General features: G+C 56.7%; 21 protein-coding genes. 9 read left to right on the plus strand and 12 right to left on the minus strand.

Translation table 11 applies throughout. The features are described 5' to 3' along the window. Positions 1-82 precede the first annotated feature (82 nt). Complete coding sequence (locus tag NeNHUV3_RS07200) at positions 83-439, minus strand: hypothetical protein (RefSeq protein WP_391480620.1); 357 nt, start codon at positions 437-439, stop codon at positions 83-85. A 191-nt stretch (positions 440-630) separates the two neighbouring features. Here NeNHUV3_RS07200 and NeNHUV3_RS07205 point away from each other — a divergent pair, with 191 nt between their 5' ends. Genes NeNHUV3_RS07205 through NeNHUV3_RS07215 form a run of 3 tightly spaced genes read left to right on the plus strand, consistent with a single transcriptional unit; the run spans position 631 to position 2,582 of the window. Next, positions 631-1,293: a carbonic anhydrase gene (locus NeNHUV3_RS07205; RefSeq protein ID WP_391480622.1), complete on the plus strand. Its 663-nt coding sequence runs from the start codon at positions 631-633 to the stop codon at positions 1,291-1,293. Next, positions 1,294-2,274: a sodium-dependent bicarbonate transport family permease gene (locus NeNHUV3_RS07210; protein ID WP_391480623.1), complete on the plus strand. Its 981-nt coding sequence runs from the start codon at positions 1,294-1,296 to the stop codon at positions 2,272-2,274. Further along, on the plus strand, positions 2,274-2,582 hold the full coding sequence (locus NeNHUV3_RS07215; protein ID WP_048598451.1) for a P-II family nitrogen regulator: 309 nt from the start codon (positions 2,274-2,276) through the stop codon (positions 2,580-2,582). Before NeNHUV3_RS07210 ends, NeNHUV3_RS07215 begins: the two co-directional genes overlap by 1 nt. A 91-nt stretch (positions 2,583-2,673) precedes the next feature. Here the strand turns inward: NeNHUV3_RS07215 and NeNHUV3_RS07220 are convergent, their stop codons facing one another. Next, positions 2,674-3,696: an aspartate-semialdehyde dehydrogenase gene (locus NeNHUV3_RS07220; protein WP_391480625.1), complete on the minus strand. Its 1,023-nt coding sequence runs from the start codon at positions 3,694-3,696 to the stop codon at positions 2,674-2,676. 313 nt (positions 3,697-4,009) lie between these two features. Between NeNHUV3_RS07220 and NeNHUV3_RS07225 the strand changes: the two genes are divergently transcribed. Then, positions 4,010-5,335, plus strand: coding sequence for a DEAD/DEAH box helicase (locus tag NeNHUV3_RS07225; RefSeq protein WP_391480626.1), 1,326 nt, complete (start codon positions 4,010-4,012; stop codon positions 5,333-5,335). Positions 5,336-5,700: 365 nt separating this feature from the next. Here the strand turns inward: NeNHUV3_RS07225 and NeNHUV3_RS07230 are convergent, their stop codons facing one another. From NeNHUV3_RS07230 to NeNHUV3_RS07240, 3 genes are all read right to left on the minus strand, one after another. Beyond that, positions 5,701-6,555, minus strand: a complete 855-nt coding sequence (locus tag NeNHUV3_RS07230; RefSeq protein ID WP_341246196.1) for a universal stress protein — start codon at positions 6,553-6,555, stop codon at positions 5,701-5,703. 1 nt (position 6,556) lies between these two features. Next, positions 6,557-8,059, minus strand: a complete 1,503-nt coding sequence (locus NeNHUV3_RS07235) for a SulP family inorganic anion transporter (RefSeq protein WP_048598456.1) — start codon at positions 8,057-8,059, stop codon at positions 6,557-6,559. Between the two features lie 123 nt (positions 8,060-8,182). Then, positions 8,183-9,346 carry an MFS transporter gene (locus NeNHUV3_RS07240; RefSeq protein ID WP_391480628.1) on the minus strand — a complete coding sequence of 388 codons (1,164 nt, stop codon included), beginning with the start codon at positions 9,344-9,346 and terminating at the stop codon, positions 8,183-8,185. A 112-nt stretch (positions 9,347-9,458) separates the two neighbouring features. Between NeNHUV3_RS07240 and NeNHUV3_RS07245 the strand changes: the two genes are divergently transcribed. Beyond that, positions 9,459-10,667 carry a Coenzyme F420 hydrogenase/dehydrogenase, beta subunit C-terminal domain gene (locus NeNHUV3_RS07245; protein ID WP_391480630.1) on the plus strand — a complete coding sequence of 403 codons (1,209 nt, stop codon included), beginning with the start codon at positions 9,459-9,461 and terminating at the stop codon, positions 10,665-10,667. Here NeNHUV3_RS07245 and NeNHUV3_RS07250 read toward each other — a convergent pair. Further along, positions 10,655-11,521: an amidohydrolase family protein gene (locus tag NeNHUV3_RS07250; RefSeq protein ID WP_391480631.1), complete on the minus strand. Its 867-nt coding sequence runs from the start codon at positions 11,519-11,521 to the stop codon at positions 10,655-10,657. The two genes, NeNHUV3_RS07245 and NeNHUV3_RS07250, sit on opposite strands and share 13 nt — an antisense overlap. Before the next feature lie 70 nt (positions 11,522-11,591). Between NeNHUV3_RS07250 and NeNHUV3_RS07255 the strand changes: the two genes are divergently transcribed. The 4 genes from NeNHUV3_RS07255 to NeNHUV3_RS07270 all read left to right on the plus strand — a co-directional run bounded on the left by NeNHUV3_RS07255 (position 11,592) and on the right by NeNHUV3_RS07270 (position 14,380). Then, positions 11,592-12,299, plus strand: coding sequence for an ABC transporter permease (locus NeNHUV3_RS07255; protein ID WP_391480633.1), 708 nt, complete (start codon positions 11,592-11,594; stop codon positions 12,297-12,299). Further along, the gene (locus tag NeNHUV3_RS07260; RefSeq protein WP_391480635.1) at positions 12,292-13,044 is read left to right on the plus strand and encodes an ATP-binding cassette domain-containing protein; all 753 of its coding nucleotides are present in this window, start codon (positions 12,292-12,294) and stop codon (positions 13,042-13,044) included. Before NeNHUV3_RS07255 ends, NeNHUV3_RS07260 begins: the two co-directional genes overlap by 8 nt. Next, positions 13,034-13,855: an extracellular solute-binding protein gene (locus tag NeNHUV3_RS07265; protein ID WP_391480637.1), complete on the plus strand. Its 822-nt coding sequence runs from the start codon at positions 13,034-13,036 to the stop codon at positions 13,853-13,855. The genes NeNHUV3_RS07260 and NeNHUV3_RS07265 overlap by 11 nt, the downstream gene beginning before the upstream one ends. A gap of 72 nt (positions 13,856-13,927) precedes the next feature. Next, positions 13,928-14,380, plus strand: coding sequence for a DMT family transporter (locus tag NeNHUV3_RS07270; RefSeq protein WP_341246201.1), 453 nt, complete (start codon positions 13,928-13,930; stop codon positions 14,378-14,380). Positions 14,381-14,420: 40 nt separating this feature from the next. Here the strand turns inward: NeNHUV3_RS07270 and NeNHUV3_RS07275 are convergent, their stop codons facing one another. From NeNHUV3_RS07275 to leuC, 6 genes are all read right to left on the minus strand, one after another. Further along, on the minus strand, positions 14,421-15,380 hold the full coding sequence (locus NeNHUV3_RS07275; protein ID WP_391483198.1) for a DMT family transporter: 960 nt from the start codon (positions 15,378-15,380) through the stop codon (positions 14,421-14,423). Positions 15,381-15,479: 99 nt separating this feature from the next. After that, positions 15,480-16,583 (minus strand): 3-isopropylmalate dehydrogenase, encoded by a 1,104-nt coding sequence (gene leuB, locus NeNHUV3_RS07280; RefSeq protein ID WP_334066947.1) that lies wholly within the window; start codon positions 16,581-16,583, stop codon positions 15,480-15,482. 66 nt (positions 16,584-16,649) lie between these two features. Then, a complete protein-coding gene (locus NeNHUV3_RS07285) occupies positions 16,650-17,594 on the minus strand; it encodes an endonuclease/exonuclease/phosphatase family protein (protein WP_391480639.1) in 945 nt (314 codons plus the stop codon). Between the two features lie 71 nt (positions 17,595-17,665). Beyond that, complete coding sequence (locus tag NeNHUV3_RS07290; protein ID WP_391480641.1) at positions 17,666-18,538, minus strand: hypothetical protein; 873 nt, start codon at positions 18,536-18,538, stop codon at positions 17,666-17,668. A gap of 361 nt (positions 18,539-18,899) precedes the next feature. Further along, positions 18,900-19,505, minus strand: coding sequence for a 3-isopropylmalate dehydratase small subunit (gene leuD / locus NeNHUV3_RS07295; RefSeq protein ID WP_391480642.1), 606 nt, complete (start codon positions 19,503-19,505; stop codon positions 18,900-18,902). A 75-nt stretch (positions 19,506-19,580) separates the two neighbouring features. Beyond that, a complete protein-coding gene (gene leuC / locus NeNHUV3_RS07300) occupies positions 19,581-20,987 on the minus strand; it encodes a 3-isopropylmalate dehydratase large subunit (protein WP_048598464.1) in 1,407 nt (468 codons plus the stop codon). Positions 20,988-20,990: the final 3 nt, after the last annotated feature.

Below are 20,990 nucleotides of genomic sequence, written 5' to 3' on the forward strand. Positions count from 1 at the left end.
GTGCACCTACCCGCCTATTCTGTGCCTTCTGTGCGCCCAGCTTAATGTGCGCCCGATCTGTGTCAGCAGTCGCGCAGCGCCTTCAGAACGACACGTCCTGCATTTCCCAGACTGCGGATAATGATGCCTCGGCCACGCGCTGCATTCGGGTCACCGTGGCCACAATCGCCACGCCGTCCCCGCCCCGTGCGGCGTCAACCACAGCAAGGCACGCCGTAGACAGTTCAAGAAGGCCAATTTGCTCAGCGATGCTGACGTTGCTTTTTGCGGTTTTCATCAATGCAGCATGTTCGCCATCAAGCATGTGCTGATGGGCACGGGCCACGCGGGCTGCCAATTCCTCAAGCGCGCGGCACACAATCCCTTCGGCCCCTTGCTGCCCAAGCTCGGCATAAAGCTGTGCCAAACAGTCACGGTCCAAGGTTGCGCGATCGCGCATGTCTAATCTTGTTATCTTTTCCACCATTTCACCCTAATTTACGTCTCACACCCCCGCGTGAGTACTCAGGTTACTGCCAGCAAATGGTATCCAAATCGTTTCGACCACCGAAAACCTAGACGCAAATATAACTCGAATAAGTCTTAGATTTTAAGTATCACGGTCCCAGAATATCGCAGCGGAGAACCCTGATGCCCCTGTCTAAACCCCTACCCCAATATCTTGTCCAACGTTTCGTTGGCTGGAAGGCGACCATCTATGCCGACAACGAAGTCTGGCACCGACGCCTTGCCGAAGTGGGGCAGCATCCACGCGCGATGGTGATCTCATGCTGTGACAGTCGCGTGCAGGTGACATCACTTTTCGGTGCGGACCCTGGTGAGTTTTTCATCCACCGCAACATCGCCAACCTTGTGCCCCCGTACGAACCCGACGGCGATCCACACGGCACTTCTGCGGCGGTTGAATACGCTGTGACACATCTCAAAGTGGCACATCTGATTGTGGTCGGGCATTCCGATTGCGGCGGCATTTCCGGCTGTGAACAAATGTGTAGCGGCAACGCCCCCGCCCTTGAGGAAAAAACCAGCTTCCTTGGCAGGTGGCTCGATATCATCCGCTCGGGCTATGAAGATGTGAAACACATCGAGGACGCAGATGACCGCCAAGAAGCCCTGGAGAAGAAGGCAGTCGAAATCAGCCTTGAGAACCTACAAGGCTTTCCGTTTGTTCTTGACGCTGTGAAAGCAGGCGGGCTAAGCCTGCATGGCCTTTGGACGGACATCGCTGAAGGGCGACTGGAATCGTTTGTGCCGGGCCAAGGCTTTACACGTGTTGGACCAGAAGGGCTTTAAATGGAAAATGTACTTTCGCTCGCGCTGAATAATCTGTTGTCACCGATTATTCTGTCATTCGCACTCGGACTTTTCGCAGCCCTCGCACGATCAGAATTGACCATCCCCGAAGCTGTGGCCAAGGGTCTGTCAATATATCTGCTTTTTGCTATCGGCTTTAAGGGCGGCGTTGCGGTCACCAAGAATGGCCTAGACTCCACTCTCATTATGACACTTATAGCAGGTTTTGTATTATCGGCCCTGCTACCCTTGTTGGCATTCGCCCTACTGCGCCTGCTTACCAAGTTAGACACCGTGAACGCCGCAGCGGTGGCTGGACACTATGGGTCGATCAGTATCGTGACTTTTGTGGCCGGCACCTCCGTGCTTGAAAGCAGCGGCATCACATCAGAAGGCTACATGGTTGCGGTTGCCGCCGTTATGGAAGCACCTGCGATCTTGTCTGCTCTTTGGTTGATCTCCCGGGGCTCAGGCGGGGCGCGCATGGACGCGGGCCTGTGGCGCGAAATTTTGCTGAACGGCTCAATCGTTTTGTTGGTCGGCTCATTCTTCATCGGCATGGCAACAGGTCAAAAAGGGCTGGACGAAATCGGACCGTTTATCGTGGCGCCGTTCAAAGGTGTGCTGTGCCTGTTCTTGCTGGACATGGGTCTGGTCGCGGGACGCGGCTTGCGCCAAGCCAAAGGCACGATCACATTTGGCTTGCTTGCGTTCGGCATCGTGATGCCACTGGCCTCAAGCGTTATCGGCCTTGCGATGGGTGCTGCAATCGGGCTGTCACTGGGTGGCATAGTCTTGTTGATGGTGCTTTGCGCTTCTGCCAGCTACATCGCGGTGCCCGCGGCCATGCGGGTTGCGGTGCCTGAGGCGGATCCGGCAATTTACTTGACGCTATCACTTGGCGTCACATTCCCCTTCAACCTTACGGTTGGTATTCCCTTGTATCTGGCACTGGCCACAATGTTTTCTGGAGCAGTTTAATGGAAACCCACAAAGCAAAACGCGTTGCAATTATCATCGAAGAACCAATGGAGCGCCGCTTAACCGCCGCGTTGGATGGCGCTGGTGTGCAGGGCTATTCGATCCTACCCGTACTTGGTGGTTCTGGCCGCTCAGGTGGGTGGACTGCGGACGGTCAGTTGGGCCGCTCTGGCATGCGCCAAGTAGTATGCATTATCCGTCCCGAGCGTCTTGATGACCTGCTGACGGCTGCGTTCAAAGTGGTGGATCGCCACATGGGTGTTGTCACTGTCAGCGACTGTGACGTGCTACGCGCCGAGCGCTTCTAGCCCACATACAAAAGACCGCTACACAAAAGAAAACGCGCGCCGCTTTGTATGTAAGCGGCGCGCGTTTTGTATTTCAAACGTGAAGAGCGGCTTAGCCCTTTTTCAGAACCTCACGGCCCAACAACTCGGCGATCTGTACCGCGTTCAACGCAGCACCTTTGCGCAGGTTGTCAGAGACGCACCACATGTTCAGGCCGTTCTCAACAGTTGTATCTTGGCGCACGCGGCTGATGAATGTTGCGAAATCACCCACACATTCGATCGGCGTGACATAGCCGCCGTCTTCGCGCTTATCGATCACCATGATGCCCGGCGCTTCGCGCAGGATGTCGCGTGCTTCGTCTTCATCAAGGAAGTCTTCAAACTCGATGTTCAGCGATTCAGAGTGACCAACGAACACAGGCACACGGACGCAAGTCGCGGTGACTTTGATGCTGCTGTCGACAATCTTCTTAGTCTCGGCAACCATCTTCCACTCTTCTTTAGTGTCGCCGCTATCAAGGAACTTGTCGATGTGCGGGATCACGTTGAAGGCGATCTGCTTGGTGAACTGCCGCGCTGGCTTGTCATCAGTGGGGTTGTAGATCGATTTGGTCTGATCCCACAGCTCATCAATGCCGCCTTTGCCTGCACCAGAAACCGACTGGTACGTGCTGACCACAACGCGCTTGATCTTGGCACGATCATGAAGCGGCTTAAGGGCCACAACCATCTGCGCGGTTGAGCAGTTGGGGTTGGCGATGATGTTCTTCTTTGCATAGCCGTGCACGGCTTGGGGGTTCACTTCCGGCACGATCAACGGGATGTCCGGATCATAGCGGTAAAGCGATGAGTTATCGATCACAACACACCCTGCGGCAGCCGCTTTGGGCGCATATTGCTTGGTGGCGTCAGAGCCAACAGCGAACAGAGCAATGTCGCTTCCCGTGAAGTCGAAGGTGTCCAGGTCTTCGGTCTTCAGGGTTTTGTCGCCAAAGCTTACTTCCGTGCCCAGTGATTTGCGGCTGGCAAGCACGGTAATCTTTGCTACGGGGAACTGACGCTCCGCCAAAATGTTCAACATTTCACGGCCCACGTTACCAGTGGCGCCAACGACGACGATATTATAGCCCATTGTTGTTTCTCCAGAAAAAAAGGACTTGGCGGCCTTACTCTGTATTGCAGCATATGGAAAGTGCGCTGGCTCAATAATCGTTGACATGTGACCATTGAGCGCCCATATGCGGGCCAACCGTCAAAGTCCTGCCGCGTGAGCAGGTGGGCAAAGCCCCCCTTTGACGCCTTACCCCATGATCCCCTCACGCAGGGTTCAGACGCGGCCATTCGGTCTGGGCCATGAGGCTCCGGATCAGCAATTCGTCGCCCTGTGCGTTGCACCCCTTGGCCATATGGTCTGGGCGTTTTCGCTTTTGTGAAAGGGTCATCTTGTGACCGACTTTACCATGCTGGGGCTTAACCCCAAGCTTATGAAAAACATTGCCGATGCCGGCTTTGACAAAGCCACGCCAATTCAGGCGCAGGCTATCCCACTTGTACTTCAAGGTACCGACGTGATGGGCCTTGCCCAAACGGGTACGGGCAAAACTGCTGCTTTTGGCCTGCCAATGGCGGAACTGCTGATGGACCAAATCGGTAAGCCGATGCCCAAAACAGTCAAGGCACTCGTGCTGGCCCCAACCCGCGAGTTGGTGAACCAGATTTGCGACAACCTGAAAATCTATGTGGCGGGCACACCGCTTAAGGTGAACTCGGTCGTTGGCGGGCAATCCATCAACAAACAGATCAACCTGCTGCAACGGGGCACTGATATTCTGGTGGCGACACCGGGCCGTTTGATGGACCTTGTTGACCGCAAAGCCGTTTATCTGGACAGCGCCAAGATGCTTGTACTCGATGAAGCGGATCAGATGCTCGATATGGGCTTTATCCACGCGCTGCGCAAAATCGCACCGCTGTTGGGCACACCGCGTCAAACCATGTTGTTCTCGGCCACGATGTCGAAACAGATGGAAGAGCTTGCGGGCGCGTTCCTAAACAACCCCAAGAAAATCCAGGTCAGCGCACCGGGCAAAGCTGCCGACAAAATCAAGCAATCACTTTGGTACGAACCCCAAGCCTACAAAGCTGACAAGTTGGTTGAGCTGCTGTCAGAGCACAAAGGCGATCAAGCGATTGTCTTTGGCCGCACCAAACACGGCTGCGAAAAGCTGATGAAATTCTTGGTAGCCCAAGGGTATGAGGCAGTATCAATCCACGGCAACAAATCGCAAAACCAACGCGACCGCGCCCTGAATGCGTTCAAAAAAGCCGAAGCCACCGTCTTGGTTGCAACGGACGTTGCTGCACGCGGCATCGACATTCCGGATGTGCGCTATGTCTACAACTTCGAGCTGCCCGAGGTGGCCGAAAACTACGTGCACCGCATTGGCCGTACGGCACGTGCGGGTGCGCAAGGTGAAGCAATTGCTTTGGTTTCAGCCCAAGAGATTGGCTACCTGCGCCAGATCCAGAAAGTCATGAAATTCACCATTCCCGTTGCCGGTGGCCGCGAGCCTATGGAAGAAGATCCCCCCAAGCGCGGTGGTGGCGGCGGTGGCCGTCGTCGCGGTGGCGGCGGTGGTGGTGGGGGCGGTTCTCCTAAGGCGGGCGGCAAGCCACGTCGCTTCGGCAAACCATCTGGTGGTGCTGGTGGCGGCCCCGGTGGTGGTGCAGGTGGCGGCAAACCGCGTCGCCGTCGCAAACCCGCAGCATAACTGCTGATCCCACAAGAAATTCGGTGCGGCGCGTTGCTAAAAACCCGCCTCACCGCTCTTTGGCCTAAAACTTGGTTAACACGTTTTGGATAAACCTATGCGCAAGGACGTCCCCGCATTGGTTTGACACGCTGATGCACCCACAAGCTACTGACACGCAGCAGGCTTTCCACCTGATCTGACGTGTCGTCCAACGGACTGCGCGAGGGGTAAAATCCACCGCGCAAGGACACAGCATATTGGGCGGCGCCGCCTTCTTTAACGGCCACTTCCCTTACATAATAATTGAGCGATGACGCAACAAAACGCCGACAGCCGATGCCCCAAAACGGGACATAGGCCAATTGGCGTTTCTCAATCAGGATTTAGCGGAACAACAACAGCGGCACATGGGCCGAACGCACCATCTCAGTGGTGGTGGAGCCGATGATCAAACTGCGCACGCGGCTGTGCCCGTAAGCACCCATCACCAACATATCCGCACCGTCATCACCCACCAGACCGGCAATCGCTGTCTCGGGCTGTCCGTCTACAAAAGACGCAGTGACCTCAAGGCCCGCACCGGACAACAGCGCCGCAGCACCGTCCAGCTTTTGCTTGGCCTCGGCGGTTTGTGTGCCAACTGTTACAACTTGGCCCGGCAAGCCTTGGAACAGCTTTGCGTTCGCCACATGATCCGCCGCTTTCAACGAAGACGCGCCCCCATCAAACGCAAGCGCAAAGCTTTCAACCGGCTTGAACGCGCGCGATGTGACAAGGATCGGCTTTTCGCAAGAACGCACAACGCGCTCAACGTTGGAACCAAGATGCAGCTTGGCAAAATCTGCCGCCTCGCCGCGCTTGCCGATCACGACCAACTCAGCATCCGCCGCCAATGTCGCAAGCTCAGCCAGCAGATCACCTTGGCGCAAAACCGTGCTGACCGAAACGCCCGCGGCCGCGATGCGCGCCTCGGCGTCTTCCAAAATGGCACGGCCCCGCACTTGGTTCAGTTTGGCGCGTTCTTCATCAAGGGCCGCAAGGTCCTCCATCAACTTGGTACGTGCGCCAAGTCCAATGTTACCCGAACGATCCGCTTTGGCTTCACGGCGTCCCAAAATATGCGCCACAACAACATGGCCGCCAATTTTGCTGGCGACCCAAGCCGCATGATCACACACGCTGTGCGAATACTCAGAGCCATCAACAAGCGCGACAATCTTTTCCAACGTATCAGCCATGTTAGTGTCCAATCATATCTTCAAGCGCGCCCGGTTTGTCAGCGACACCCAGTTTATCAACGATGGTTTCTGACGCCTCATTCAGGCCAATCACATCCACCTCGGCCCCGTCACGGCGGAACTTCATCACAACCATATCAAAGGCTGCCACTGACGAAATATCCCAAATATGCGCGTTGCTTACGTCAATCGTAACACGCTCAAGGGCTTCGCCAAAATCAAACGACTTGGTGAACTGATCAGACGAGGCAAAGAAAATCTGACCCTCAACAGTGTAGGTGCGGTGACGCCCGTCATCAGATAACACACTGCGCACCCGAAAGATTTGCGCAATTTTGCCAGCAAAGAAAATGCCCGACAGCAAGACACCCGTCAGAACACCAATGGCCAAGTTGTGCGAATAGACAGTGACCGCAACAGTGGCCAACATCACGATAGACGATGACATCGGGTGCTCACGCAGGTCTTTCAAAGAGGACCAGCTGAACGTGCCGATCGACACCATAATCATGATCGCCACCAAGGCAGGCATCGGGATTTGCTTCACGATATCGCCCAGCACAACAATCAAGAACAGCAAGAAAACACCCGCAGCAAAGCATGACAAACGCCCGCGCCCACCGGATTTCACGTTAATCATCGACTGACCAATCATCGCACAACCAGCCATGCCGCCGATGAATCCCGTGGCCGTGTTGGCCAAACCTTGGCCGATACATTCGATGTTTTTGTCAGAATTTGTATCCGTCAGATCATCAACCAACGAGGCAGTCATCAAGCTTTCCAGCAGACCCACAACCGCAATGGCAAGCGCCACAGGGAAGATGATCTGCAGCGTCTCAAACGTTAGCGGAATGTCAGGCAACAAGAAGATCGGAAGGGTATCGGGCAACTCGCCCATGTCGCCCACAACACGCACATCAAGCCCCATGAACATCGCAAGCGATGTCAGCACAACAATCGTCACCAGCGGCGATGGAATGGCTGTGGTCACGTATGGGAACAGATAGATGATCGCCAAACCCGCCGCCGTCATCACATAGGTTAGCGTGTTCACACCCCCTGTGGCGGGGTTGAGTTCCGGCAATTGCGCAAGGAAAATAAGGATCGCCAGCGCATTCACAAAACCTGTCATCACAGATTTGGAAACAAAGCGCATCACACTGCCCAGCTTAAGCACACCCGCACCAATCTGGATCAGACCCGCCAGAACCGTGGTCGCCAACAGATATTCCAGACCGTGATCGCGCACCAACGTCACCATCAACACAGCGGTCGCGGCGGTGGCAGCACTGATCATACCGGGGCGGCCACCTGTGATCGCGGTAATCACCGCGATGCTGAACGAAGCGTAAAGGCCGACCTTAGGATCAACGCCCGCAATGATCGAAAACGCAATCGCCTCTGGGATCAGCGCAAGCGCCACCACAAGGCCCGCAAGTAAATCATTGCGGATGTTGCCAAACCAATCGTTGCGAAAATTCGTTATATAATACGCCAGCATCTTTATGTGTCCTCAGTCGGGGTTAGGCGCGATGTAACAGGGGCGCTGCGCGATGCATACCCCCCTCCTCACATCCGGCCCGTTGTGACCAAAGACGCTACACAATGCGCGCGCTGTTACGGCCTAGTCCGTGCGGTCGTCAGAAAAAGCGTAAATGACCAACCCGATGGTAATGGTCACAGCGAACAAACCAAAGATCACCGGATATGCACCCTGCGCGCCAAAACTGTCGTAGATGCGCCCTGTGAGCATCTGAAAAATCCCAACGCCACCAATCCCGAACAAGTTCAACAACGTCACTCCGCGCCCCGTCAGATGGGACGGGAAAAAGCTGCGCGCATGGGCGGTAATCACAGGAAATCCGGATCCTGCCATGCCAATCACGGCAAGCAAGATCACCGCAGTCCAAATTTGTGGTACCGGATTAATCGCCAGAAACGCCAGACACAGCACACCGATGCTGTTGCCGATAATGATGACCCATTTGCGCGTACCAAAGATGCGGTCTGCCGGTGCGTAAAGGAATGTGCCCGCCACCATAGCAAGCCCCATCACAAGGCCCGCTGTACCAATAAACGCCGGAAACGCGCCGTGCAGATCATCGAAATACGGCCCGATCCAAAGCCCCCTAATCCCTGCGGCAGCGGCATAATTCACAAACATCAGCGGGAAAATTAGCCACAGCGCGGGCATCCGCAAAAGCGTCAAAACAGAGCCGTCTTTGGGCGCGTCCACCTCACGCGCAGGGTCGCGGATCAGGGCAAACATCACCACAGCCGTGGCAGCCGTAAGTGCCGCAAGCCCCATCAACGTGGCACGCCAGCCAAATGCTTCAACCGCCCAAGCTGTTGGCGCGGCCGACAGCAAATTTCCCAAACTCCCGATCCCGATCATCACGCCTGCAAGGGTGGCGAACACGGCCGGTGCATAGATTTTGGCAAAGATGAAATACCCCGCCATCAACACCGCTGAACAGCCGATGCCAATCAAAACCATCGCCAATTTGATGTGCAGCACCGTGGTGGCCATCGCAAAAACCACCGCCCCAAGCGCACCGATCATCAACAACGCAGGCGCTGTTTTACGCGGCCCGATTGTATCAAGCGCCCAGCCCACGGGGATTTGCATCACCGCAAATGTCAAAAACCACAGGCCCGAAGCCGCCGCCAGATCATCTGGCGTGGCGCCAATATCGCGACCCAGAACGCCTGTCAGAACCGCCAAAAACGCGCGGTAGAATTGCGACAACACATAAGCAAAGATCAATGCGGCGATGCCAGCTTTCATGGGGGTGCTCCGGTTCAAGTTATCCTCGGGCGTACCGCTGCCATGCAACGGGCAGCCGCGCAAGTCTGCAATCAACTTTGCGGCGCAGCGCGCCTATGCCATACATCACACCATGACAGTCCTGACCCCCTCCGCCGGCCCTGCTGAACCCCGTGGCCTTTGCACAGATTGCGGCGTCTCGCGCATGGGGATCGCCAAGTCCTGCGGCACCGCGTGCCAGTTCATCAAACCGGACTACCCCGCGATGGAAGCCGCCGTGCAAGGGCGCACTCGGCGCGCAACGGGGGACGAGGTTTTCTTTGGTCCGTTCCAAGCCATGTACCGCGCCGCTTTGACCCCTGCGCGCGAGGGGGCGCAATGGACGGGGCTGACAACGCGGCTGGCTGAAAAGATGCTGGAAGACGGCAGTGTCGACGGCGTCATTTGCATGGTGCCTGACGCTGATGATCCGTGGAAACCCGTGCCCGCGATTATTACTGAGGCCGCCGATATGGCCCAAGCCCGCGGGATGCGGATGGGCTACGCGCCGCTGCTGGCCATGCTGGAACCTGCCGCCGAAATGGGCCTGAAACGGCTGGCGATGATCGGCATCCCCTGTCAGGTGTATGCCCTGCGCCGCATCGAAGAACAGCTTGGATTTGAGGCCATTACCGTGATCGGAACACCGTGTTCCGACAACACCACCACCGCCAATTTCCACGACTTTCTGGCGCGCCTGTCCGACAAACCCGAGACGATCACATATCTTGAGTTTCGCGCCGATTATCACGTTGAGCTGCGCTTTGAGGATGGCCGCTCGCAAACCATTCCGTTCCTGCAGTTGCCGCTGTCTGATTTATCGCCCGACTTCTTTCCACTGACCTGTCGCACCTGCGTGGATTACACCAACACGCTGGCTGATATCACCGTGGGCTACATGGGCGGCACCGGTGAGCAATGGGTGATCGTACGCAATGATCGTGGCGCCCGCGCCCTTGAGGCGATCCGCCCAGAGGTCAAACTTTCAGCCCCCGCCGATAAGGGCAAACGCGCCGGTGCCGTGGCCGGTTTTCGTGACAATACTGCCCGCGCGGCGGGGGGGCTTCCCCTGCGCAAAATGCCAAATTGGTTGCGTCCGATTGTGGGCTGGCTCATGCCCCGCATCGGACCGCGCGGCATCGAATTTGCCCGCGCAAGGCTTGAGATGAAAGCAGTTGAAACCGTGCTGCACCTGCGCCGCGAAGAGCCTGCAAAGATGAAGAACATGATCCCCGATCATGTCTGGGACTTGGCCGCGCCCTATGATGTGACCCCCCAAGAGGGCGAGCGTCAAAAGCCGTAAAGCCGCGCAGGTGTATCAACCAAAATGCGGCGGCGGGTATCCTCATCGGTGACGGTCCCCATGAAGTGGTTCAACAAGACGCCCGCATCCGGCAGTTTTGCATCCGCCAGCATAATATGGGGCCAATCGCTGCCCCAAACGCAGGCGTCAGGGTTTGCGCGCGCCAGTGTTTCGATAAAGCTGCTGGCCGCTTCATACGGCGCATCGCACAACCTGTAAGGGGCGCTTAGCTTCACATGACAGGCCCCATCAGACACCAATTGGCGCAGTGTCTCAAAGCCTTCTTGCTGGGTGCCGAGACTTAGATCAGGCCAACCGATGTGGTCAAAACACACGGGCACCGGCATGGCGCGCACATCGTCCGCAAGTTCTTGCATGTGTTTGTGGGTGTTCATCAGCATCTGCACGTGCATCCCGCGCGCCGCAAGCATTGGCGCAATCCGCTTTACGCCGTCCCACGACAACACACCACCGTGCACATAGTTCAGCCGCACGCCCACAATGCCCGCGTCACGCAAATCATCCAAATCCGCCTCGGTCGCCGCATCCGTGACAAGCCCGATCCCCCGCGCCGCATCGCCCATCGCTGAAACAGCGGCTTTCGTCACATCATTGTTGGCCCCGTAAAGAATGGAGTGCACGATCACGCAACGCTCCATACCCAGCACATCCATATGGTGGCGGTAGCGCGTGACATACTCATCAAGGCTGCCGGCGGCAGGGTCCTCAACACGGCCATCCCACAAGGGCATATCATCGCCAACCATATGAATATGCGCATCACACGCCCCATGCGGCACGTTTCCAATGGGCGACGTTGGTGTGTCGATCGGGGGCAAGGCAGTGGGCAGCATGTCGGCTCCTATCGGATTTATGGCGTTTCTTAGCTTTGGAGTAGCCCAGCAGGTTTGGTAGAGACAAGGGATGGAAACATTTGCCGACATACTGCTGCGCGCCTTTGCTCTGATCGCCCAAGGGGATCCGGTGCTGCGCGGTGTTGTGGGGCTGTCGCTTTATGTGACGTTAAGTGCGACCGCTATTGCCTGTGCGATTGGCCTGCCATTGGGCGCAGTTGTGGGCGGCACACAGTTTGCCGGACGCGGCGGCGTCATTATCTTTCTGAACGCGCTGATGGGCCTGCCGCCTGTGGTGGTGGGTTTGGTGGTGTATCTGCTGTTGTCAGCAAGTGGCCCGCTTGGGGTGCTGGGCCTGCTTTACACGCCCGCTGCCATGATTATTGCACAGACCATTTTGATCACGCCGATTGTTGCGGCCCTAACGGTGCAAGTGACGTCGGATATGCACCGCGAATACCGCGAGCAGTTCCGCTCGATGGGTGTTGGACGGCTGGCACGCATTGTGGCGCTGATGTGGGATGCGCGGTTGGCGTTGGTGCCTGTGGCGCTTGCGGGTTTTGGCCGTGCGGTGGCCGAAGTGGGCGCGGTCATGATTGTGGGTGGCAACATCAACCACGTCACCCGAGTCATGACCACCTCAATCGCACTTGAAACCAGCAAGGGCAATCTTGAACTGGCGCTGGCCCTTGGGATTGTGCTGTTGCTGATCGCACTTCTGGTGAATGCGGCCGTGATGACACTGCGCTCTGCCTCTGTGAGGGCTGCTTATGCGTGAGCCCGCAAATATCATCCGCGCTGATTTCGGCGGCACCCTTCTTGAAACACGCGGGCTTACCTACCGCGCCGATGGCACGCGCTTTGTGGATGACGTCTCGCTTCGTCTGCGCGAGGGGCGCATCACAACAATTTTGGGACCCAACGGTGCGGGCAAAAGCCTGTTGCTGCGGTTGATCCACGGGCTGATCGCGCCCACATCTGGCGATGTCATCTGGAACGGGCGCACCCTTGATGCCCCTGCCCGCGCGGCCCAAGCCATGGTGTTTCAGCGCCCCGTGATGATGCGCCGCTCTGTTGCGGGTAATTTGCGTTTTGCATTGAAGGTGAAGGGCGTGCCCCGCCACGCGCGCGCCGCTCAAGTAGAGGCGCTGCTCACCAAGGCGGGCCTTCAGGATATGGCAACACGCCCCGCACGGCTTTTGTCAGGTGGTGAGCAACAAAAGCTGGCGATTGTGCGTGCCACTATTGGTGCGCCGCGTATGCTGATGCTTGATGAGCCGACAGCCAATCTTGATCCATCGGCGACGCGGGCTGTCGAAACATTGGTGCAAGATGTGCAGGCCCAAGGCACCACGGTGGTGATGGTTACCCACGACCAAGGACAGGCGAAACGCCTCGCCCAAGATGTGGCGTTCCTGCAAAGCGGCCGCCTTGCCGAGGCCGGTCCCGCCGCGCGCCTTTTGACTGAACCACAATCACGGCCCATGAAAGCGTGGCTGGATGGAGAGCTTTATGTGGACTAAATGCGCAGGCCTGATTTTTGCGTTGGTACTGTCTGTGGCGGTGATGCCAATGGGCGCAAAAGCTGAGCAATTCATCGTGGTACAATCCACCACATCCACACAAAACTCTGGACTGTTTGATACGATTTTACCCGTGTTTGAAGCCGCAACCGGTATTGAAGTTCGCGTTGTGGCTGTTGGCACAGGGCAGGCATTGCGCAATGCCCAAAACGGCGACGGAGATGTTTTGCTGGTGCACGCCAAAGCCGCAGAGCAGGCCTTTGTGGATGCGGGTTACGGCCTGCCGCGCCACGATGTGATGTATAATGATTTCGTGCTGATCGGCCCAAAAGACGACCCTGCGGGCATTCGCGGAACACGCAGCGCGGCTAAGGCGCTGGCCCGTATCGCCGCCCAAAAAGCACCCTTTGCCAGCCGCGGTGACGACAGCGGCACCCACAAAGCCGAGATGCGGATGTGGGGTGCGCTTGACCCAACAGACGCCTCAGGCACGTGGTACCGCGAAACGGGCAGCGGCATGGGCGCAACTCTGAACACCGGCATCGCCATGGGGGCATATGTGCTAAGCGACCGCGCCACGTGGCTGGCCTTTGGCAACAAAGCCGACCACGACGTGCTGGTTGAGGGCGATCCCGCGATGTTCAACCAATACGGCGTGATCGTGGTAGACCCGGCGCGCCACCCCCACGTCAAAGTGGCCGAGGCCCAACGCTTTGCCGATTGGTTAACCCAAGATGAAGGACAGAGCGCCATCGCCGCGTTCACCGTCGCGGGCACCCAGCTTTTCTATCCAAACGCAACGCCGCGTTAAGGGCTGTCATTTGCCGCGCGATGGTGATTTATCACAGCGGAATTTGACGGACGTTTTACAAGGGACATCCAAATGGACAAAGATCTCAGCTTTTTCTTGATCATCGGCCTGATGCTTGTGGTCGGTGTGATGGTTGCCCTTCAAGGGCCGCTTAACGCCAAACTGTCACAAAACATCGGCAGCTTTATTCTTGGCTCAGCCATTTCATTTGCTGTTGGCTTGGTCGCGCTGATCATCTTGTGGTTTGCCGGCGGCGCACAAGGCAGCCTTGCCGCAATCAAAGTGCAACCGCTTTACCTGTTAAGCGGTGGTTTGTTGGGCGTATGCTTCGTGTGGGCCTTCACATGGGCAGTACCGCAAATTGGTGTGTTCTTCGTGGTGATCTCCGCAATCATCGGACAGATGATCGGCGCAGTTGTGATTGCGCGGATCGGCATGTTCGGGGTCGCCCCCAGCTATCTCGGCTTATCGCAGTTTGTCGGGCTTGGCTTTTTGACTGTGGGCGCTGTGCTGATCTATCGCTAGGTCGGCGGACCCGTTAACGGCCCCGCCTTTCAAACAGAAATTACTTCCGATCGATGATCCCGCGTTTGCGCAACGTGGGGCTAAGACGGGCGGCGGTACCTGTTTCAAACCGTGAACGAGTGCGCAGAACCGGCGTCGTTTCAGAGGCGTCTTTCGTGCCCTCGCGGAACACAATGATCAAACCACTGGCAATGATGATCGCTGCGCCAAGTAGGGTCATCGCGTCAGGGAATTCCGAAAAGAGCAGCACGCCAAAAATAGTCGCCCAAATGATTTGGCTGTACTGCATCGGCGCGACGATTGCCGCGTCCCCCTTTTTGTAGGCCACAATCATGCAAAGCCCCGCAAGGTTCACGAGGATGGACATGGCAAGGGTACCGACCAAATCAGGCAGGGTCATGGGAACATAGACAAACGGCAGCGCCACCCCCATCAACACAAAGTTGGCCATCATGGGGTAGAGCATCAAAACAATCGTACGTTCGTCCTTACCGATTTTGCGCACGATCACCGAGGCAAGCGCCCCGCCAAACGCGCCCATCAAAGCAGCGGCATGACCAAGCCCAAGGTCGGTCCCCCCCGGGCGCAGCACCACCAAAACACCGCTCAGGCCCAGCGCAACTGCAACCCAGCGCCGCCAGCCAACAGTCTCACCCAAGATCGGGATGGACAGGACGGTAATGATCAGCGGACTTGCGAAAATAATGGCGTAGGTCTGGGTCAACGGCAGCACAGAGAAGGCGTAAAACACACTGATACCTGTGGCGACTGCAGCAAGCGTGCGCAGGGCTGTCCACCACGGGTGACGCGGAATAAGGTTGGCTTCGGTCTGGTCGCGCATCAGCATCATCATGACCATCGGAAAGCCGAACAGCACGCTAAAGAACAAAATCTGGAAAGGCTGATAACTCACGCCCAGTACTTTCACGATCACATCATGGGTCGAGAAAATAGCAAAACCCAAAAGGGCATAAAGCGCGGCGGATGTATTGTTGGACATAAAGGCGGCCTGACTGGTTTCAGTCATGGCTAAAACAAACGCCCGCCCTGTGACAAGATGCATCAGGGCGGGCGCTGTGAATTGTTGTGAAACGTGCCCTTAAAGGGACGCGTCCAAAGCGGCCAAGATAACGTCGCCCATCTGGCTGGTGCTGATTGGGGTACCGCCGTCTGGGCCCATCAGATCACCGGTACGCGCACCATCGGCCAGTACTTTTTCAACCGCTGCTTCGAGGCGAGCAGCCTCAGCGCCTTGGTCAAACGAATAGCGCAGCGCCATCGCGAAGGACAAAATACACGCGATTGGGTTCGCTTTGCTTTGGCCTGTGATGTCAGGCGCGGAACCGTGTACCGGCTCATAGAGCGCTTTGGGGCGACCATTTTCGCCAATTGCACCAAGGGATGCGGAAGGCAGCATGCCAAGAGAGCCCGTCAGCATCGCGGCACAGTCAGACAAGATATCGCCAAACAGGTTGTCTGTCAGGATCACGTCAAACTGCTTAGGCGCGCGGACCAACTGCATTGCGCCGTTGTCTGCGTACATGTGGCTTAGCTCAACTTCGGGATATTCGGCGTGCACTTTGGTCACGACTTCGCGCCACAAAATGCCACTTTCCATCACGTTGGCTTTTTCCATAGAGCAAACGCGTTTGTTGCGGCGCATGGCCAACTCAAACGCAGAGCGCGCAACGCGGTCAATCTCGGCTTCGGTGTAGCGCTGGGTGTTGATGCCTACGCGTTGACCGTCTTCTTCAAATATGCCCCGTGGCTCGCCGAAGTATGAACCTGATGTCAGCTCACGAACGATCATGATGTCGAGGCCAGAGACGATGTCACGCTTCAGGCTTGAGAAGTCAGCCAATGCGTCAAAACATTGTGCGGGGCGCAGGTTTGAGAACAGATCCATCTCTTTGCGAAGGCGCAACAGGCCGCGCTCAGGCTTCACGGAGAAGTCCAGATCATCATAGGCAGGGCCACCAACAGCACCCAACAAAACCGCGTCCGCAGCATGTGCTTTGGCCATCGTGTCATCATGCAAAGGCGTGCCGTGGGCATCGTAGGCCGCGCCACCGACAAGGTCGGTTTCAACGTCAAACGACAGGTCACGCTTGTCGCCGAACCACGCGATAACGCGCTCAACCTCGGCCATGACTTCGGGGCCAATGCCGTCACCGGGCAGGATCAAAAGGGAGGGGTTCGCCATTGCAACAAGTCCTTCTTAAAATTGGTTGCTTAGCGGGTAGCCCGTTCGCCCCCGATGGTCAAGAAATCAGGGCCTCAGGGTCACATCCGCCCAGACCAAACCGTGCCGCCCCATGCCGTTAGGCGGCCATAAAACACCGCTGCTGCGCGGTGTAATATCGGGCGAGGCCAGAACATAACTAAGCCGTAGACGGTAGGCATTTCGAAATTCGGCTGTGTGGGCGGTTGGTGCTGCATCTTGCAGATCAGGGCGCGCAAACATTTGTTCCATCAGTGTCCCCTGCGACGGATCAAGATTGAACAGCCCCGCAAGAATAAAGGGCTGGGATATGCCTTCGGCTCCGTTTGGCGCACCACGTTCGGCCAAGGCGGTATCAAGGTGACCATCCAAGAGATGCGCCCAAAGGCGGATCTCGGCTGCATTACGTTTGCCGTTGCGGTCTTCATCCCCATCAAAGATGGGTGGCGTTGCCGCAAAAGTAGCTAGGGTAAAGCCATCAAACGGCACGATCCAATGCACCTGAGATGACAGCCGTTGCGCCGCTTGGGCGCGCGCAGATGGGAAAGGGGCGCCATCTGGGTAGGTGGGCAAATCAGCATCGGGTAGGTCGCGCCATAAAAGATCAGACAGATCAATCACTGGCCCAACGATGGGGCGTTTCGAAAGCACTGCAACACCGCCGTGGCCCGCAAACCGCCCGTACCCTTGGGCGTCGCGGGGTTGGCCCAGCTGACCGTCACCATCCATATCAAGGCCCGTAGCCATGCCCGCGTTAGGCAAGCTGGTAAACATGTGATCAAAACCAAGATGGGCATTCAGCGCGGTAAGCGCGCGGGCATCATAATCCCAATCGACCCCCTGCAAGATCAGTACATCCGGATTTGCCTGTTTGATCAGCGCGACGCGGGCCATGACCTCATCAGTTTCGCGTTTGATATCGCGGAGCAAAAGCGCGGGACCACGGGCCTGAAGTTCTGTTTGATAGGTCGCGATGCGCAGAGTCTGAGACATCGCAAGGCCCGCGCAAACTGTTACCCAAAGACCAAGGGCCGGCAGGATTGGTTTCGCAAAACCACTGAGGTCTAGGCCACCAAAAAGTCGTCGGCCTCGGCGGCTTCTGCGGCATAGGTGCGGCGGCGTTGATCGGCGATCATATGGGCCACGCGGCTCATCGCGATGCCACGCATAAACAAAGATGCCGGTAAAAATGCCCACGCTGCCATCGTCCATATCAAAGTCTGCGGGTTGGTCATTGCCATCGGACCAAAGAAATCAGCCGCAAGCCGAACCGCCACAGGGATGATGAATGGCAGCAGAAACCCTAACATAATGTTAAAACGTGCGTCCTTGTTGAGGCGGCGCACCACATCACCACCGGCGGTCGGGTCGAACATAGGCAGGTTAATCCACACATTGAACGTGCCGGAATTACGCGGCCAACGGGACAAACGAAGCGCAGCCAAAAACACCGCCAGCGATAGAAGCGAGGTCAGATAGCTGATGCCTGCGGCGGTGCGCACGGCGGTGACAATATCGGCGGTGCTGTCTGCGGGAAGCATGCCCACCACCAAACGCACAGGCGAGAACGGGAAATCAATCGATGCAGCGATCAGCTGACCGATGGCGGCGGTAAACTCGGTGACGGGCGTGGCGTGGTACTTCCCACTACAGATGATCGACAGGACCAAAACGGTAAAAAGCAGCGAGCCGAAACGAATACGGTTAAAGGGCGGCGCAAAGCGGAACTCAATAAGCGAGGGATAGTCCGATTTATATTCGATGAACGTCAGAATGGCGGCGGCGATGGCGATAAAGGACACAATTTCCGACCCACCAGCGATGGTTGCGGGCAACATCACCGATGGCAACGCAATAAGCAGGACAACACAAAGGGCGCGAATAGCTGCGCCAGCAAAACGGGAAAACATCACCAAAACCTCGAACTCGTTATGCATAAACCAAGTATACACACGCTTATTTACGCGCCCTTTTGCGCGAAAACCTGCGCATGGGCATCTAATTAATGATCAAGATATGCCCATATTCAAAAATCCAAACAACTGTTTTGCATCTGTGAGGTCTGATTTTGATACTACTTTAGGGGGGAAGTGGTGCGGGTTTGCACCACGTTTGGAAATCCATAAAAACAAGGCACAAGATGTTGCGAGAGGCAAAAACGAAGGCACAAGTCCGTTAAGCCAAGATGAACAGCAGCAGTGAGTAATTTGCCCAAACTTGCCCAAACCCAAGGCCCAAAACGAAAAACGCCCACCCAGAAACCACTGGATGGGCGCATAATCTGAAAGCCTAGGGGCGTTAGACCCAAGGACGGCTTTTGGACAGCTCAGCCTCAAATGTATCGATGGAGGCAGCCTTTTCCATGGTCAGGCCAATGTCATCGAGACCGTTCATCAGGCAGTGCTTTTTGAACGCGTCAACTTCGAACGAGAACGCTTCGCCGTCGGATGAGGTGACGGTTTGCGCTTCCAGATCGATGATCATGCGCGCGTTCGAGCCTTTCTCAGCGTCTTTCATCAACACATCAACAGCCTCTTGGGGCAGCACGATCGGCAGGATGCCGTTCTTGAAGCAGTTGTTGAAGAAGATGTCTGCAAAGCTGGTTGAGATAACAGACTTCACGCCGAAGTCTTTCAGCGCCCACGGCGCATGCTCGCGCGAAGAGCCGCAGCCAAAGTTATCGCCAGCGACCAAAATCTCAGCGTTGCGGTAGGCCTCTTGGTTCAGAACGAACGTCGGGATTTCCGCGCCGTCATCATCATAACGCATTTCGTCAAACAGGTTCACACCAAGACCCGAGCGTTTGATGGTTTTTAGAAATTGCTTCGGGATGATCATATCGGTGTCGATGTTGATCAACGGAAGCGGTGCGGCGATCCCAGTAAGGGTTTCGAATTTATCCATAATGGTCTCCTTCGTGAGACAGAAATTTATGTGGCCCGCTGCTGCGCATTTTGCGGCGCGCAGCGGGCAAAAGACTTAGCTAAAATCCCGAACGTCAGTCAGCTTGCCGGTTACAGCAGCCGCCGCCGCCATGGCAGGTGACATCAAGTGCGTACGACCACCGCGGCCCTGACGGCCTTCGAAGTTACGGTTGGACGTTGCCGCACAGCGCTCGCCGGGGGCGAGTTGGTCGGGGTTCATAGCAAGGCACATAGAGCAGCCCGCAAGGCGCCATTCGAAACCAGCTTCTTTGAAGATGTCCGCAAGGCCTTCTTCTTCGGCTTGCGCACGCACAAGGCCGGAACCGGGCACGACCATGGCGCGCATACCGTCTTTAATCTTTTTGCCTTTGAGGATTTCCGCTGCTGCGCGCAAATCTTCGATACGGCCGTTGGTGCATGACCCGATGAAGACCGTGTCGATCTCAACGTCAGTCAGCGGTGTACCTGAGGTCAGGCCCATGTAATCAAGCGAGCGTTGCGCTGCGTCGACTTTGCCGCCTTGGAAATCAGCCGCCGCCGGAACATCTGCGGTGATTGGCAGCACATCTTCCGGGGATGTGCCCCATGTGACAACCGGTGCGATGTCTTCTGCTGCGATGGTAACAACCATATCCCAATGCGCGTCATCGTCGGAATAGAGTGTTTTCCACCACGCAACTGCGGCATCCCAATCAGCGCCTGTTGGGGCGTTGGGGCGACCTTTGCAGTACTCGAATGTTTTCTCATCAGGGGCGATGATACCCGCACGCGCACCGCCTTCGATAGCCATGTTGCAAACCGTCATACGGCCTTCCATGGACAGATCACGGATTGCTTCGCCGCAATACTCAATCACGTAGCCCGTACCACCTGCCGTACCGGTTTTGCCGATAACAGTCAGGGTGATGTCTTTTGCAGTCACGCCCGGGCGCAGTTTGCCTGTGATCTCAACCTTAAGGTTCTTTGACTTTTTCTGGATCAACGTTTGTGTTGCCAGAACGTGCTCAACCTCGGATGTGCCGATGCCGTGGGCAAGCGCACCGAATGCGCCGTGGGTTGCAGTGTGGCTGTCGCCGCACACAACAGTCATACCTGGCAGGGTCCAGCCTTGCTCGGGGCCGACGATGTGCACGATACCTTGGCGAACGTCGGACACGGGGTAGTAATGGATGCCGAATTCTTTGGCGTTGCTGTCCAACGCGGCCACTTGAATGGCGCTGTCTTCAGTCATGTTCTTCGGGTCATCGCGGCCCGGCGTTGTTGGCACGTTATGATCCGGTACAGCGATTGTCTTTTCCGGTGCGCGCACAGTGCGGCCCGTCATGCGCAGACCTTCGAACGCTTGGGGTGACGTTACTTCGTGCACCAAGTGGCGGTCGATGTACAAAAGGCACGTGCCATCTTCGGCTTCGTGGGCCACGTGGGCATCCCAGATTTTATCGTAAAGTGTTTTGGGGGACATGTT

It is taken from the genome of Nereida sp. NH-UV-3 (assembly GCF_042939535.1).
Taxonomy (GTDB): domain Bacteria; phylum Pseudomonadota; class Alphaproteobacteria; order Rhodobacterales; family Rhodobacteraceae; genus Nereida; species Nereida ignava.

Excerpts from the sequence above, each read along its gene's own strand:
- NeNHUV3_RS07255 (WP_391480633.1), top strand. The coding sequence starts at position 11,592 with ATGGAAACATTTGCCGACATACTGCTGCGCGCCTTTGCTCTGATCGCC.
- NeNHUV3_RS07270 (WP_341246201.1), top strand. The coding sequence starts at position 13,928 with ATGGACAAAGATCTCAGCTTTTTCTTGATCATCGGCCTGATGCTTGTG.
- NeNHUV3_RS07220 (WP_391480625.1), bottom strand. The coding sequence starts at position 3,696 with ATGGGCTATAATATCGTCGTCGTTGGCGCCACTGGTAACGTGGGCCGT.
- NeNHUV3_RS07240 (WP_391480628.1), bottom strand. The coding sequence starts at position 9,346 with ATGAAAGCTGGCATCGCCGCATTGATCTTTGCTTATGTGTTGTCGCAA.
- NeNHUV3_RS07235 (WP_048598456.1), bottom strand. The coding sequence starts at position 8,059 with ATGCTGGCGTATTATATAACGAATTTTCGCAACGATTGGTTTGGCAAC.
- NeNHUV3_RS07230 (WP_341246196.1), bottom strand. The coding sequence starts at position 6,555 with ATGGCTGATACGTTGGAAAAGATTGTCGCGCTTGTTGATGGCTCTGAG.
- NeNHUV3_RS07245 (WP_391480630.1), top strand. The coding sequence starts at position 9,459 with ATGACAGTCCTGACCCCCTCCGCCGGCCCTGCTGAACCCCGTGGCCTT.
- leuD (WP_391480642.1), bottom strand. The coding sequence starts at position 19,505 with ATGGATAAATTCGAAACCCTTACTGGGATCGCCGCACCGCTTCCGTTG.
- NeNHUV3_RS07250 (WP_391480631.1), bottom strand. The coding sequence starts at position 11,521 with ATGCTGCCCACTGCCTTGCCCCCGATCGACACACCAACGTCGCCCATT.
- NeNHUV3_RS07215 (WP_048598451.1), top strand. The coding sequence starts at position 2,274 with ATGGAAACCCACAAAGCAAAACGCGTTGCAATTATCATCGAAGAACCA.
- NeNHUV3_RS07200 (WP_391480620.1), bottom strand. The coding sequence starts at position 439 with ATGCGCGATCGCGCAACCTTGGACCGTGACTGTTTGGCACAGCTTTAT.
- NeNHUV3_RS07210 (WP_391480623.1), top strand. The coding sequence starts at position 1,294 with ATGGAAAATGTACTTTCGCTCGCGCTGAATAATCTGTTGTCACCGATT.
- leuC (WP_048598464.1), bottom strand. The coding sequence starts at position 20,987 with ATGTCCCCCAAAACACTTTACGATAAAATCTGGGATGCCCACGTGGCC.
- NeNHUV3_RS07205 (WP_391480622.1), top strand. The coding sequence starts at position 631 with ATGCCCCTGTCTAAACCCCTACCCCAATATCTTGTCCAACGTTTCGTT.
- NeNHUV3_RS07275 (WP_391483198.1), bottom strand. The coding sequence starts at position 15,380 with ATGTCCAACAATACATCCGCCGCGCTTTATGCCCTTTTGGGTTTTGCT.
- NeNHUV3_RS07265 (WP_391480637.1), top strand. The coding sequence starts at position 13,034 with ATGTGGACTAAATGCGCAGGCCTGATTTTTGCGTTGGTACTGTCTGTG.
- NeNHUV3_RS07285 (WP_391480639.1), bottom strand. The coding sequence starts at position 17,594 with ATGTCTCAGACTCTGCGCATCGCGACCTATCAAACAGAACTTCAGGCC.
- leuB (WP_334066947.1), bottom strand. The coding sequence starts at position 16,583 with ATGGCGAACCCCTCCCTTTTGATCCTGCCCGGTGACGGCATTGGCCCC.
- NeNHUV3_RS07260 (WP_391480635.1), top strand. The coding sequence starts at position 12,292 with ATGCGTGAGCCCGCAAATATCATCCGCGCTGATTTCGGCGGCACCCTT.
- NeNHUV3_RS07290 (WP_391480641.1), bottom strand. The coding sequence starts at position 18,538 with ATGCATAACGAGTTCGAGGTTTTGGTGATGTTTTCCCGTTTTGCTGGC.